The organism is Stenotrophomonas sp. 22DLJC03 (assembly GCF_056861405.1).
The window spans coordinates 458004-472323 of record NZ_JBSPUG010000002.1; the positions used below are offsets into that span (position 1 = coordinate 458004).

Genomic DNA, 14320 nt, shown 5'->3' on the forward strand with positions numbered 1-14320 from the left:
TATCTGCCAGAGCGGGGGAGCAGTCGAGCAAGCTCGACGCAACAAAGGCGGTGGTGTTACAGGGCCTGACGCCCGGGCGCGGTAGAATTCCCGGCCATCCCAGAACCACCGGATCCCGATGAGCCCCAGCCCCGCCGAACGCGCCGAAGACCTTCGCCGGCAGATCGCCCAGGCCAACCGCGCCTACCACGAGCTGGATGCGCCGGAGATCCCCGACGTCGACTATGACCGGATGGTGCGCGAGCTGGAAGCGCTGGAGCGCGAGCATCCGGAACTGGCCCGTGCCGACAGCCCGACCCAGCAGGTTGGAGCGCGTCCCTCGGGCCGTTTCGCCGAGGTGCGCCACGCGGTGCCGATGTTGTCGTTGTCCAATGCTTTCAGCGATGAGGAAGTGGCCGATTTCGTGCGCCGCATCGATGAGCGCCTGGGCCGCCGCAGCCTGCAGTTCTCGGCCGAGCCGAAGATGGACGGCCTGGCAATCAGCCTGCGCTACGAAGAGGGGCACTTCGTGTTGGGCGCGACCCGCGGCGATGGCAGCACTGGCGAAGACGTGACGGCCAACCTGCGCGAGATCGGCGATATCCCCAAGCGCCTGCACGGCAAGGACTGGCCGGATGTGCTGGAAGTACGCGGCGAGGTCTACATGGCCCGCGCGGACTTCGAGGCCTACAACGAGCGTGCGCGCCTGCAGGGTGGCAAGGTGCTGGCCAATCCGCGCAATGCTGCAGCCGGCTCGCTGCGCCAGCTCGACCCGAAGATCAGCGCGCAGCGCAAGCTGAGTTTCTTCGCCTACGGCACCGGCGAGGTGCAGGGTGGCGAGCTTCCCGATACCCATTCGGGCACGCTGGCACAGCTCGGCAGCTGGGGCTTCCCGGTCAGTGCGCTGTGCAAGGTGGTGGATGGCACCGATGGCCTGCTTGGCTACTACCGTGACATCGGCGAGCGCCGTGATGGCCTGCCGTTCGATATCGACGGCGTGGTCTACAAGCTGGACGACCGCGCCGGGCAGCAGGCGATGGGCTTCGTCTCGCGCGCACCGCGCTGGGCCATCGCACACAAGTTCCCGGCGCAGGAACAGAGCACCACCGTGGAAGCGATCGAGATCCAGATCGGCCGCACCGGTGCCGCCACGCCGGTCGCGCGCCTGGCGCCAGTGGCCGTGGCCGGTGTAATCGTCTCCAACGCCACCCTGCACAACGCCGACCAGATCGCGCGCCTCGATGTGCGCGTCGGCGACAGCGTGATCGTGCGACGTGCGGGTGACGTGATTCCGGAAGTGGTCAGCGTCATCCTCGACCGTCGTCCGCAAGGCACCACGCCGTGGCAGATGCCGACGCAGTGCCCGGTGTGTGGCTCGGAGATCGTGCGCGAGGAGGGAGCGGCGGCGTGGCGTTGTTCGGGCGAGCTGTCCTGCCCGGCGCAGCGCAAGGAAGCCATCGCGCACTTCGCCTCGCGCCGCGCGATGGATATCGACGGCCTGGGCGACAAATACATCGAGACCCTGGTTGACGCCGGCATCGTCAAGAGCGTGGCCGACCTGTACCGGCTCAGCCGTGACCAGCTGCTGCACCTGAAACTGGTGCTGGATGCCGAAGATCCTTCGGCACTGGCTGCCGCATTGAAGCTGCATCTGCCTGCCGAAGGCAGCGGCGCGGTGCTCAATGCCGTGCTCAAGCTGGACGGCAACGATCCAGGCTGGCGCGCGCAGGCACTGGTGCAGCCGGCCAGCTTTGAATGGAACACGAAGAAGATCGCCACCAAGTGGGCTGACAACCTGATCGCGGCGATCGACGCCAGCCGTGCTGCCACGCTGGAGCGGCTGCTGTTCGCACTGGGCATCGAACACGTCGGCGAAAGCACGGCCAAGGCGCTGGCGCAGTGGTTTGGCGATCTGGAGTTGATCCGCCACCTGCCGTGGCCGCTGTTCAAGCGGGTGCCGGACATCGGTGGCGAAGTAGCCCGCTCGCTCGGTCATTTCTTCGAGCAGCAGGGAAACCAGCAGGCCATCGATGATCTGTTGCAGGTCGGCCAGGTACGCATCAGCGATGCACACGCCCCCAGTGCCAAGCTGCGTGAGGGCCTGGACCTGGCGCAGTTGATGGTGGAATCGGAGATTCCCGGCATCACCCGCCTTCGTGCGGAAAAACTGGTCGCTGCGCTGCCCGGCGCGCAGGCAGTGCTCGACGCCGAGCATGGTCAGTTCGTCAATGCAGGCCTGCCCGACGATACTGCGCGTGGCCTGGCCGAGTGGCTCGATACCGAGGGCCACGGCGCGATGCTGCTGGCCGCTGAGAAAGCGATGCGGCAGATCCTGGCCAAGGCCCCTGCGCTTGCGGAGATCGTCGCCGGCCCGCTGGATGGACAGACCGTGGTGCTGACCGGCACCCTGGCCCAGCTCACCCGCGATGCCGCCAAGGAGCGCCTGGAGGCACTGGGTGCGAAGGTCTCCGGCAGTGTGTCGAAGAAGACCAGCTTCGTGGTGGCCGGTACCGAGGCCGGCTCCAAGCTGGACAAGGCGCAGTCGCTGGGCGTGCCGGTGTGGGACGAAGACCGCCTGCTGGCCTATCTCGCCGAGCACGAATGAAGCCTCCGCCGGGCGCTCCTGCGGCCGGCATGAAATACAAAGGAACACCGATGCAGACCGCCCCGCTGGATTTCCGCCTGGCCACCCGTGCCGATGAGGAACTGTTGATCGCGTTGATGCGCGAGTTCTACGCCGAAGACAAGATCGACTTCGACGACGCCCGCGTGCGTCGCGGTGTGGATGCACTGCTGGCCGACCCGCGCAACGGTGAAGTACTGCTGTGGCTGGACGAAGCCGGCGAGGTGGTCGGCTATGCGGTGATCGCGATGGGTTTCAGCCTGGAGCAGGGCGGTCACTTCATGCTGCTGGACGAGCTGTACCTGAGCCATCGCGCGCGCGGTCGTGGTCGCGGCAAACAGGCCCTGGCGATCTGCGAACAGCGCGCACGCGGTCGTGGCGTCAGCCGCCTGCGCCTGGAAGTGAACCACCACAACGAACTGGCCCGACGCCTGTACCTGGCCAGCGGCTACATCGACGACACCCGTGACCTGCTGACCCTGCCGCTGGACCATCCGCGCCCGGAGGGCATCCTGTGAGCGAGGCCCTGCTGCGGGCGCTGCAGCAGCGCGCCGCGCTGAACGCGCTGCTGCGCCGCTTCTTCGCCGAGCGCGATGTGCTGGAAGTGGAAACCCCGATCCTGTCGGTGGCCGGCAACACCGAGCCGAACATCGACAGCTTCCACACCGATTTCACCGGGCATGTTGATGCCGGTGGCCGCCGCCGCTGGTTGCGGACCTCGCCGGAGTATCCGCTCAAGCGCCTGCTCGCTGCAGGCGTCGGCGACTGCTATGAACTGGGCCGCGTATTCCGCAATGGCGAAGCCGGTGGGCGCCACAATCCTGAATTCACCATGCTGGAGTGGTACCGGGTCGGCTGGGACCACCATCGGCTGGTGCAGGAAACCGCCGAGCTGGTCGGGCAGGCGTTGGCGCTGGTCGGGCGCAGTGCCCGCTTGCGCGTGATGAGCTATCGCGAGCTGTTCCAGCAGCATGCAGGCGTGGATCCGTTCGATGCCGACGAAGCCGCGCTGCGTGCCGCACTGGGCGACGTGCATATCGATCCGGTCGGGTTGACCCGCGACGACTGGCTGGACCTGCTGATGACCCACCACATCCAACCGCACTTCGATGACGCGGTCATGACCGTGGTCCATGACTGGCCGGCCAGCCAGGCCGCGCTCGCGCGCATCCGCCCCGGCACACCGCCGTTGGCCGAGCGTTTCGAGCTGTACCTGGGGGCGGTGGAGCTGGCCAACGGCTATCACGAACTGAATGACGCGCAGGAGCAACGTGCGCGCTTCCAGCATGATCTGCAGCGTCGGCACGAGCGTGGGCAGGTACAGCCGGCGCTGGATGAGGCGCTGTTGGCAGCGCTGCCGTCGATGCCGGCCTGTGCCGGCGTGGCGGTGGGCATCGATCGCCTGCTGATGGCGATGAACCGCACGCCGCGCATCGCCGATGTGCTGGCCTACGATTTTGCCCACGCCTGAGTTTTCCGGGTCTTTCTGAAATCTGCAGGCTGAACGGAATCGACGGATTTCGCGCTTGATTCAGCAAGCATGATGATGCTCTCATCATCCCACGTGCCTCACACTGGCATGGCAGTTCATCCAGTCTCGTGGGGAAGCCTTTGGTCAAGTGGTTCGCGGTCGTCGCTGCACCGGTGTACTCCCTCGCAATATGGGGGGTGTTCGCACCGTCGTCGGCGTTGGCCCAGCAGGCCGGCTATGACGGCGAAGTGGTGACCTGCGAATCGCGTGACATGGCCTGGGTGCACTGCGATATCGATGTCAGCAACGGCATCGACCTGGTTCGCCAGCTGTCCAGCAACAGCTGCATCCGCGGCAGTGAGTGGGGGACCGACCGCAGTGGTGTGTGGGTCACTCTTGGCTGCCGTGCCGAGTTCCGTGCACGCCGTGCGCAAGGAGCGGCAGCGCCGGCCAGCACCCAGGGCAAGCGCCTGGTGCGCCGCGTGGTGCGCTGTGAGTCCAATGGTCGCCCGCAGAGTTGCCCGGTGCGGCTCGATGGCGCCCCGGTGCGCCTGCTGCGCCAGTTGTCGGTGCTTCCGTGCCGGGAGGGGCAGGGCTGGGGCTACAAGCGCAATGAAGTCTGGACCACGCGTGGCTGCCAGGGTGATTTCGAAGTGGCTGACGAGGAGGGTCGTTTCGTCGACGTGCCGCGGCGCCTGACCTGCGAGTCGAAGTCGAAGAAGCGCCGCTTCTGCGGTGCCAGCATTTCCGTTGGAGCGGTCGTCACCCAGCAGCTGTCCAGCACGCCGTGCGAAGAGGGCAGCACCTGGGGCTGGAGCCGCAACGGGATCTGGGTGGACGGCGGCTGCCGGGCCGAATTCTCGGTGAATTGAGCCCGGGCAGGCTCCAACCACGTGGGGCCTGGCCCTACAATGGGCCCATGAACACTGCCTCCGACATCGACTACGCCCGTTACGACCACATCCGCCCGATCCTGTGGACAGGCGAAGCCCTGCAACTGCTCGACCAGCGCAAGCTGCCGTTCGTGGTTGAACACGTGGTCTGCCATGACAGCGACGAGGTTGCTGCGGCGATCCATGCGCTGACCGTGCGCGGCGCGCCGGCGATCGGCATTGCCGCTGCCTGGGGCGTGGTGCTGGCTGCGCGGGATGTGCATGCAGCTGATGGCGTGCATGCCCTGCAGCAGCTGGAACCAGCGCTGCAGCGGCTCAATGCTTCGCGCCCGACGGCGGTGAACCTGGCCTGGGCGCTGGCACGCATGCGTCGTTGCCTGAGCGCTGCCGGTGCCGACTGGAAGGCGCTGCTGGAGACTGAAGCGCAAGCGATCGCCGAAGAAGATCTGGCCGCGAACCGCCACATGGGCGCACTCGGTGCCGGCCTGATCGAGGCCGGCAGCGGTGTGCTGACCCACTGCAACACCGGCTCGCTGGCCACCGCTGGCTTCGGCACCGCCCTGGGGGTGATCCGCGCCGGCATGGCCCAGCATCGCATCGCCCGCGTGTTCGCTGGCGAGACCCGGCCGTGGCTGCAGGGCGCGCGCCTGACCGTGTGGGAGCTGCAGCAGGATGGCATCGACGCCACGCTGATCGCCGACTCGGCGGCTTCGCACCTGATGAAGACCGGCGCGGTGCAATGGGTGATCGTCGGCGCTGACCGCATCTGCGCCAATGGCGATACGGCCAACAAGATCGGTACCTATCAGCTGGCCATCGCCGCCCGCCACCATGGGGTGAAGTTCATGGTCGTGGCCCCGTCCTCCACGGTGGACATGGAGACCGTGGATGGCAGCCAGATCGAGATCGAGCAGCGTGACCCGGGCGAGCTGTACGGCGTGGGCGGCACCCGCACCGTGGCCGAGGGCATCGCCGCCTGGAACCCGGTGTTCGACGTAACCCCGGGGGAGCTGATCGACGCCATCGTGACCGAACGTGGCGTGATCCTGAACCCGACCGTCGAGAACATGCGCGCCGCCTTCGGCGGTTGAGGCAGGCAGGGTCGTGGTCGGATCCCTTTCCGCAAGGAAGGGCTCCGACCCCCAGCCCCCGGTAGCGCCGGCCGCTGGCCGGCAACCCCCTAAGTTCCTGATTTGTGCCGGTAAAATCACCGTAAAGGCAGGCGGGAAACGCCCCTTTGTGGTAGAATCCAGCGGTTGAATCGAGGTTCCGGCACGACTCCCTCCCGCAGGGGGCTGCGCCGGACTGGACCGCTACCAGACAACGGAACCCGAATGGCAGAAACCGCCAAGGAAATCATCCAGGTCAACCTGGAAGACGAGATGCGCAAGAGCTACCTCGATTACGCCATGAGCGTGATCGTGGGCCGCGCGCTGCCAGATGCGCGCGATGGCCTCAAGCCGGTGCATCGTCGTGTGCTGTTCGCGATGAACGAGTTGAACGCGCACAGCAACAAGCCCTACTTCAAGTCGGCGCGTATCGTCGGTGACGTCATCGGTAAGTACCACCCGCATGGCGATCAGTCGGTGTACGACACGCTGGTGCGCCTGGCGCAGCCGTTCTCACTGCGTTACATGCTGGTCGATGGCCAGGGTAACTTCGGTTCGGTCGACGGCGATTCCGCTGCGGCGATGCGATACACCGAGGCACGCATGTCGCGCCTTGCGCATGAGCTGATGGCGGACATCGACAAGGAAACCGTCGATTTCCAGCCCAACTACGACGAGAAGGAACTGGAGCCGACGGTCATGCCGACCCGGTTCCCGAACCTGCTGGTCAACGGTTCGGCCGGCATCGCGGTGGGCATGGCCACCAACATCCCGCCGCACAACCTGACCGAGTCGATCAACGCCTGCATCGCGCTGATCGACAACCCGGAAATCGATGTCGACGGCCTGATGGAGTACATCCCGGGCCCGGACTTCCCCACTGCCGGCATCATCAATGGCACCGCCGGCATCATCGCCGGCTACCGCACCGGCCGTGGCCGCGTGCGCATCCGTGCCAAGGCGGACATCGAAGTGGCCGACAACGGCCGCGAATCGATCATCGTCACTGAAATTCCTTACCAGGTGAACAAGGCGCGTCTGATCGAGAAGATCGCCGAGCTGGTCAAGGAAAAGAAGATCGAAGGCATCAGCGAGCTGCGCGATGAGTCCGACAAGGACGGCATGCGCATCTACATCGAGATCAAGCGCGGTGAATCTGCCGAGGTTGTGCTGAACAACCTGTACCAGCAGACCCAGATGGAATCGGTGTTCGGCATCAACATGGTGGCGCTGGTCGATGGCCGCCCGCAGTTGATGAACCTCAAGCAGATGCTGGAGGCGTTCGTCCGCCACCGTCGCGAAGTGGTCACCCGCCGCACCGTGTTCGAGCTGCGCAAGGCGCGCGCCCGTGCCCACGTGCTGGAAGGCCTGACCGTCGCGCTGGCCAACATCGACGAGATGATCGAACTGATCAAGACCTCGCCGAACCCCGCCGAAGCCCGTGAGCGCATGCTCGCGCGCCTGTGGGAACCGGGCCTGGTCGGTTCGATGCTGGGCGCTGCCGGTGCCGAAGCCTCGCGTCCGGATGACCTGCCCAAGGGTGTGGGCCTGATCGAAGGCGGCTACCAGCTGACCGAGATCCAGGCGACCCAGATCCTGGAAATGCGCCTGCACCGCCTGACCGGGCTGGAGCAGGACCGCCTGACCGAGGAATACAAGCAGCTGCTGGAAGTGATCGCCGGGCTGATCCACATCCTGGAAGATCCCGATCGCCTGCTGCAGGTGATCCGCGAAGAGCTGATCAGCGTCAAGGCCGAGTTCGGCGACGAGCGTCGTACCGAAATCCGCCACAGCGAAGAAGACCTGGACATCCTCGACCTGATCGCGCCGGAAGACGTGGTGGTCACCGTCTCCCATGCTGGCTACGTCAAGCGCCAGCCGGTGAGCGTGTACCGCGCGCAGCGCCGGGGTGGCCGTGGCCGCAGTGCAGCGTCCACCAAGGAAGAGGATTTCATCGAACAGCTGTGGCTGGTCAACACGCACGACACGCTGCTGACCTTCACCAGTTCGGGCAAGGTGTTCTGGCTGCCGGTCTACCAGCTGCCCGAAGCCGGTTCCAACGCCCGTGGCCGCCCGATCATCAACTGGATTCCGCTGGAACCGGGTGAGCGCGTGCAGGCCGTACTGCCGGTGCGTGAGTACGCTGATGGCCAGTTCGTGTTCTTCGCCACGAAGAACGGTACGGTCAAGAAGACCCCGCTGGGCGAGTTCGCCTTCCGTCTGGCCCGCGGCAAGATCGCGATCAACCTCGACGAGGGCGATGCCCTGGTCGGCGTCGGCCTGACCGATGGCGAGCGCGACATCCTGCTGTTCGCCTCCAACGGCAAGACCGTGCGCTTCGGTGAGGACAAGGTCCGTTCGATGGGCCGTACCGCTACCGGCGTGCGCGGCATCAAGATGCCGGCCGGCGAGGAAGTGGTCAGCCTGATCGTGGCCGAAAGTGCGGGTGGCAGCGAGGACGAGAACGAGGACGACAACGGTGTCGAGGAAACCGCAGCCAATGGCGATGTGGTGATCGACGGCGCCGATGACGCCAGCGTGCAGTACATCCTTACCGCCACCGAAAACGGCTATGGCAAGCGGACCCCGCTGCCGGACTACCCGCGCAAGGGTCGCGGCACGCAGGGCGTGATCGGTATCCAGACCACCGAGCGCAACGGCAAGCTGGTCGCTGCGGTACTGATGGGTTCGGGCGACGAGGTCCTGTTGATCTCCGATGGTGGCACCCTGGTGCGTACGCGTGGCTCGGAAATCAGCCGCGTCGGCCGCAACACCCAGGGCGTGACCCTGATCCGCCTGTCCAAGGACGAGAAGCTGCAGGCGGTGGAGCGCATGGATGCCTCGATCGACGAGGACGAGGACGAGGTGGCTGTCGCCGCCCCGGCCGCGACCGATGGCGCCCCGGCTGCTGCCAGCAGCGAGGACGCCGCGCAGGAGTGATCCTGCCGCGAGGTTGAGGTACCCGACGACGCCGGCCCTGTGCCGGCGTCGTCGTATCCGGTGCCCGCACTTACGCGCGCGCTTCACATCGGCGGTGGGATAACGGCGCATGCTGCCCCCCGGAGATCGACGATGTCCGCCACGCCGCAGTCTGCTTCCGCGCCTCCGCCCCGCCATCCTCTGGTCACCGTGCTGTCGCTGCTGCTGGTCGTGCTCGGCCTGGTCATCGGCGGACTCGGTGCGTGGCTGCTCAGCCTCGGTGGCTCGGCGTACTACGCCATCGCCGGCCTGGGGCTGCTGGTCAGTGGCATCCTGCTGTTCGGCAACCGCCGCAGTGGCGCGCTGCTGTACGCGCTGGTGTTCGTGGGCACGTTGCTGTGGACCTGGTGGGAATCGGGCAGCGACTACTGGCGCTGGGTGCCACGGCTGGGCCTGGTGACCGCGCTGGGCATCGTGCTGGCGCTGCTGGCGCCGACGCTACGCGAGCCGGTTTCAAAGCGTCTGTCGCGCAGCGTGGCGGGCTCGCTGATGCTGGTGTTCGTGGCCGCCTTCGGCCTGGCTTTCGCCCCGCATGGTGAAGTGGACGGGCACCTGCCGTTCCCGGAAGGCGCCGTCAGCGCCGGACTGGAACCAACGCGCGATACCACTGGCCTGCAGCCGGCTGACCAGCCCGCCGAAGGCGACTGGCCGGCGTGGGGCCGCAGCAATGCGGGCACCCGCTATTCGCCCCTGCAGCAGATCACCCCGGCCAATGTGGCCACGCTGCAGCCGGCCTGGCAGTTCCGCACCGGTGACCTGCCGAAGAAGCGCTGGGGCGCGGAAACCACGCCCCTGAAGGTCGGCGACCGCCTGTACCTGTGCACCGCGCGCAACCGCCTGATCGCGCTCGACGCCAGCAGTGGCAAGGAGCTGTGGCGGTTCGATCCGAAGGTGAAGGACGCCTCGATCCCGTACACCGCCGCCTGCCGTGGCGTGAGCTACTACGAGCAGCCGAGCGCGCCTACGATGGCCGATGCAGCGCTGGCCGATGTCGCGGCCGATCTGGCGCTGCCCGAACCACCGCCCAGCGTCACCCGCAGCGCTCCGCCGGGCAGTCATCCCGCGTGCTGGGCCCGCATCATCGAAGGCACCCTGGACGGCCGCATCATCGCGGTGGACGCAGACAGCGGCCGTCCCTGCGCCAACTTCGGCAACAACGGCCAGGTCGACATCACCCTTGGAATGGGCGAAGTGCCCCCTGGCTACGTGTCGATCAACTCGCCACCGGCGATCGTGCGAGGCGTGATCGTGACCGGTCACCAGGTGTTGGATGGGCAGCGCCGCGACGCGCCCTCGGGCGTGATCCAGGCCTACGACGCGATCACCGGCAAGCTGCGCTGGGCGTGGGACATGGACCAGCCCGAGCGCAACGGCCTGCCGCCGCACGAGCAGACCTACACGCGCGGCACGCCGAACATGTGGACCACCGCGACCGGCGATGAGGCGCTGGGCCTGGTCTACCTGCCACTGGGCAACTCGGCGGGCGACTACTGGAGTGGCTCACGCAGCGAAAACCAGAACCGCTATTCGACCTCGCTGGTGGCGATCGACGTGGCCACCGGCAAGCCGGTCTGGCATTTCCAGGCGGTGCGCAAGGACGTGTGGGACTACGACCTCGGTTCGCAGGCCAGCCTGATCGATTACCCGACGGCGGCCGGCAAGGTGCCGGCGATCCTGCTGCCGACCAAGCAGGGCGACATGTACATCCTCGACCGCCGCAACGGCCAGCTGCTGACCGCCGCCGAGGAGCGCAAGGTACCCGTCGGTGGCGTCGAGCCCGAGCAGCGTTCGCCCACGCAGTTGTTCTCGCTGTACCACACACTGCGCCGCGAGCATGACCTGACCGAGCGCGACATGTGGGGCATCACTCCGATCGACCAGCTGGTCTGCCGCATCCAGTTCCGCAAGGCGTACTACGAAGGCTTCTACACGCCGCCGAGCAGCGATCGGCACTCCATCGAGTACCCCGGCTACAACGGTGGTTCGGACTGGGGAAGCGTGGCGGTGGATACCCGCCGTGGCGTGATCGTGGCCAACTACAACGACATGCCCAACTACAACCGGCTGGTACCGCGCGCGGAGGCCGATCGCATGGGCTGGCTGCCGCGCGAGAAGATCCGCGTCGACAAGGGCGGCGCTGAAGGGGCTGGTGACCCGCAGGTGGGAACGCCCTATGGCATCCAGGTGAACGCAGGTTGGCGGCTGCCGTTCACCGGGCTGCTGTGCAAGCAGCCACCCTATGGCGGCATCCGTGCCATCGATCTGCGCACCGGCAAACTGCTGTGGGACCGCCCATTCGGCAGTGCGCGCGGCAATGGGCCGTTCGGAATCCGCTCCGGCCTGCCGATCGAGATCGGTACGCCGAACAATGGCGGCTCGGTGGTCACCGCCAGCGGCCTGATCTTCATCGCCGCTGCGACCGACGATCTACTGCGCGCCATCGACCTGAAGACCGGCAAGGAACTGTGGCATGCCAAGCTGCCGGCGGGTGGGCAGGCCAACCCGATGGTGTACGAGCAGGGCGGGCGACAGTACGTGGTGATCATGGCCGGCGGCCACCATTTCATGGAAACCCCGAACGGCGATTACGTGATGGCGTTTGCGTTGCCGAGGTAACCGGACTGGGGGCGGCGGGCCGCCCCCAGTGCGTGGCGCTGTCACACCGTCACCACCACCTTGCCGATCTGCTCGTTCGATTCCAGGTAACGGTGTGCCTCCCGGATCTGCGCGAACGGGAACACCTTGGCGATCTTCGGCGCCAGCACGCCCTTGTCCAGGCCATCGACGATGAATGCCTTGGCGCGGGCCAGTACGGCATCGTCGGAGACGATTTCCGAGTACAGATAGCCTTTCAGCGTGAGCGACTTGCCCAGCACGTTGAACAGCGGGAACGGGGTCGGTTCGCTGCTCAGCGCACCGTACTCCAGCAGGATGCCGCCACGCGCCATGGCTTCGGTCAGCGGCACGAACTGCGGGCCACCAATCGGGTCGAACACTACGCGGGCACCGGCACCACCGGTGATGCGCGCCACTTCGGCCGCCAGATCCTGTTCCTGGGTGGCGATGACATGGGCGGCACCGGCATCGAGCAGGGCCTGGCGCTTGCCCGGGCCGCGCGTTACCGCGATCGGCGTGGCACCTACCGCGTTGGCGATCTGGATCGCGGCCAGGCCGACACTGCTGCTGGCAGCGGTGATGATGACGAAATCCCCGGCAGCCAGCTGCGCCTGCTCCAGCAACGCACCCCAAGCGGTGACGTACTGCATCCACACCGCGGCCGCCGTTTCAAAGCCCAGTGCCTGCGGATGCTTGACCACCAGCCGCGCCGGCACGTTGGCCAGTTCGCCGTACGTGCCCCAGCGTGCGATATCCAGCGGCGGGACCACGCTGACGGCATCGCCGACTGCGAACCCGCTCACCGCACTGCCGACGGCTTCGACCACGCCGGCCGCTTCGTAGCCCAGGCGGCTGGGGAACTGCGCTTCCTGCAGGTAGGTGCCGTTGCGGAACATCACCTCGGCGCGGTTCAGGCCGATGGCCTTTACCTGGATCTGGATCTCGTCGGCGGCAGGGGCCGGAACGTCGATGTCGTCGATGCGCAGGACATCGGCGTTGCCGTACTCGTGAATGCGGACAACCTGGGTCATGGGGAGGGCTCCAATGAGAAGCCGGCGAAGGGGGCCGGCAGGAAGGTGAGGTCTACTGTGCGCGTGGTCTGCATCCAGAATAAGGGGTAATCTCGAGTTTCATTGAAAAATAATTTTTTGCAATGGACCTGATCGCTCCCCTGCGGACCTTCGCCAAGGTGGCCGAGGCCGGCTCCTTCGCCGCTGCGGCCGATGCACTGGACCTGTCGCCACAACTGGTCGGCAAGCATATCCAGGCATTGGAACAGCACCTGGGCGTGCGCCTGCTCAACCGCACCACGCGCAAGCAGAGCCTGACCGACTTCGGCCAAGCCTATCTGGCGCGGGCGCGGGTGATCCTGGAAGAAGTGGAGGGCGCCGAGCAGTTGGCCGAAGTGGCGCGCGGGCGGCCGATGGGACGCCTGCGCATCAGCGCGCCGGTCACCTTCGGCGTGCACGCACTGGGTCCGGCGGTGGTCGCCTACATGCAGCAGTACCCGGACGTGCAGGTCGATCTGAACCTGTCCAACAGCCTGGTGGACATCGTCGAAGACGGTTACGACCTGGTGTTCCGTACCGGTGACCTGGCCGACAGCGGGCTGGTGGCGCGACGGCTGGGGCCGTATCCCCTGGTCCTGTGTGCATCGCCGACCTACCTGTCATCGCGCCCGGCCATTGTTCACCCGACCGATCTGAGCCGCCATGAGTGCCTGGGTTTCGCGCATTCGATCATCCGCACCCGCTGGAGCTTCCGCGACGCCGACGGCAGCGTGCTGACCGTGCCGGTGTCCAGCCGTTTCATGGTCAACCAGGCCGAGCCGCTGCTGACCGCCGCCATCGGGGGGCTGGGGCTGATCCTGCAGCCGCACGAAATGCTGGCCGGAGCATTGGCGCGCGGTGAACTGGTGGAGGTGCTGCCGGCGTACGTGCCGGTGTCGACCTGGATCAACCTGGTGTATCCGCGCGATCGCCAGCTGACCCCCAAGCTGCGCAGCTTCCTCGACTTCTGCGTGGCGTGGTTCAACGAACAGACCATGGCGCGGCGATAGCGCGACCATCGGTTAGCATGGTTTCCATCAACCGCGAAGGATCGCATCCTCATGTCGCTTCCATGGCTGCAGCGTGTCGCGCGCTTCCTGCGGCTGGTGCTGCCTGCGTTGCTGTTCAGCTCCGGATTGCAGGCTGCCGAACTTCCAGCGCAGGCGCTGGCGGAGTGGGAAGCGCACGGTCGTGCCGATGGCCTGGCCCGACCTGACACGGTCTGCCAGGACTTCCTGAAGGCAATGGGCCGGAAACCAGAAGGCCTGGAGTACGTGGATTGCAGCCAGAACGATGCCTCCTACATCAAGCCGATCGAAGCCCACTACCGCGTTGCGGGTGCCCAGGCAGCGAAGGTCGAAGCCTTCCTGCACGCAACGTTCGGCTTGCCTGCGTTGCGTTACGTCTGCTGCGGCTGGAGCAACGGTGAACCTCATTACTGGCGCGAAGGTCCGGACGCGGTGAGATACCAGATCGGCATGGGGGTGGAATCGCTGCCGTACGAACGGGACGAATGGCAGCGCATCGAGGCATTCAACGTCACCGTAGAGGTGTTGCGGCAGACTCCCTAGCGTAGATGCGGCGGGTGGTTCCTTCGTCTA

Annotated in this window: 10 protein-coding genes; 9 read left to right on the top strand and 1 reads right to left on the bottom strand. The window is 66.4% G+C overall.

Features of this window, described 5'->3' with window-relative positions:
* Positions 1-112 precede the first annotated feature (112 nt).
* From ligA to AC13GA_RS08025, 7 genes are all read left to right on the top strand, one after another.
* Positions 113-2584, top strand: coding sequence for an NAD-dependent DNA ligase LigA (gene ligA, locus AC13GA_RS07995; RefSeq protein ID WP_482998091.1), 2472 nt, complete (start codon positions 113-115; stop codon positions 2582-2584).
* Between the two features lie 50 nt (positions 2585-2634).
* Positions 2635-3120, top strand: coding sequence for a GNAT family N-acetyltransferase (locus AC13GA_RS08000; RefSeq protein WP_006376440.1), 486 nt, complete (start codon positions 2635-2637; stop codon positions 3118-3120).
* Positions 3117-4073: an EF-P lysine aminoacylase EpmA gene (gene epmA, locus AC13GA_RS08005; protein WP_482997826.1), complete on the top strand. Its 957-nt coding sequence runs from the start codon at positions 3117-3119 to the stop codon at positions 4071-4073. Before AC13GA_RS08000 ends, epmA begins: the two co-directional genes overlap by 4 nt.
* 140 nt (positions 4074-4213) lie before the next feature.
* Positions 4214-4945, top strand: a complete 732-nt coding sequence (locus tag AC13GA_RS08010; RefSeq protein ID WP_046986789.1) for a DUF3011 domain-containing protein — start codon at positions 4214-4216, stop codon at positions 4943-4945.
* 47 nt (positions 4946-4992) lie between these two features.
* Positions 4993-6057, top strand: coding sequence for an S-methyl-5-thioribose-1-phosphate isomerase (gene mtnA, locus AC13GA_RS08015; RefSeq protein WP_482997827.1), 1065 nt, complete (start codon positions 4993-4995; stop codon positions 6055-6057).
* A 243-nt stretch (positions 6058-6300) separates the two neighbouring features.
* Positions 6301-9015 carry a DNA gyrase subunit A gene (gyrA, locus tag AC13GA_RS08020; RefSeq protein ID WP_482997828.1) on the top strand — a complete coding sequence of 905 codons (2715 nt, stop codon included), beginning with the start codon at positions 6301-6303 and terminating at the stop codon, positions 9013-9015.
* A 132-nt stretch (positions 9016-9147) separates the two neighbouring features.
* Positions 9148-11670, top strand: coding sequence for a membrane-bound PQQ-dependent dehydrogenase, glucose/quinate/shikimate family (locus AC13GA_RS08025; protein ID WP_482997829.1), 2523 nt, complete (start codon positions 9148-9150; stop codon positions 11668-11670).
* A gap of 41 nt (positions 11671-11711) precedes the next feature.
* Here AC13GA_RS08025 and AC13GA_RS08030 read toward each other — a convergent pair whose 3' ends face one another.
* Positions 11712-12701, bottom strand: a complete 990-nt coding sequence (locus AC13GA_RS08030; protein WP_482997830.1) for a zinc-dependent alcohol dehydrogenase family protein — start codon at positions 12699-12701, stop codon at positions 11712-11714.
* 122 nt (positions 12702-12823) lie between these two features.
* Here AC13GA_RS08030 and AC13GA_RS08035 point away from each other — a divergent pair, with 122 nt between their 5' ends.
* Entirely contained in the window at positions 12824-13729 is a 906-nt protein-coding gene (locus tag AC13GA_RS08035) for a LysR family transcriptional regulator (RefSeq protein ID WP_482997831.1), read from the top strand.
* A gap of 51 nt (positions 13730-13780) precedes the next feature.
* A complete protein-coding gene (locus AC13GA_RS08040; protein WP_482997832.1) occupies positions 13781-14290 on the top strand; it encodes a DUF4952 domain-containing protein in 510 nt (169 codons plus the stop codon).
* The last annotated feature ends 30 nt before the right edge of the window (positions 14291-14320 follow it).

Coding starts and splice junctions, on each gene's coding strand:
- AC13GA_RS08000 (WP_006376440.1), top strand. CDS start 2,635: ATGCAGACCGCCCCGCTGGATTTCCGCCTGGCCACCCGTGCCGATGAG.
- AC13GA_RS08040 (WP_482997832.1), top strand. CDS start 13,781: ATGTCGCTTCCATGGCTGCAGCGTGTCGCGCGCTTCCTGCGGCTGGTG.
- AC13GA_RS08035 (WP_482997831.1), top strand. CDS start 12,824: ATGGACCTGATCGCTCCCCTGCGGACCTTCGCCAAGGTGGCCGAGGCC.
- AC13GA_RS08030 (WP_482997830.1), bottom strand. CDS start 12,701: ATGACCCAGGTTGTCCGCATTCACGAGTACGGCAACGCCGATGTCCTG.
- AC13GA_RS08025 (WP_482997829.1), top strand. CDS start 9,148: ATGTCCGCCACGCCGCAGTCTGCTTCCGCGCCTCCGCCCCGCCATCCT.
- mtnA (WP_482997827.1), top strand. CDS start 4,993: ATGAACACTGCCTCCGACATCGACTACGCCCGTTACGACCACATCCGC.
- gyrA (WP_482997828.1), top strand. CDS start 6,301: ATGGCAGAAACCGCCAAGGAAATCATCCAGGTCAACCTGGAAGACGAG.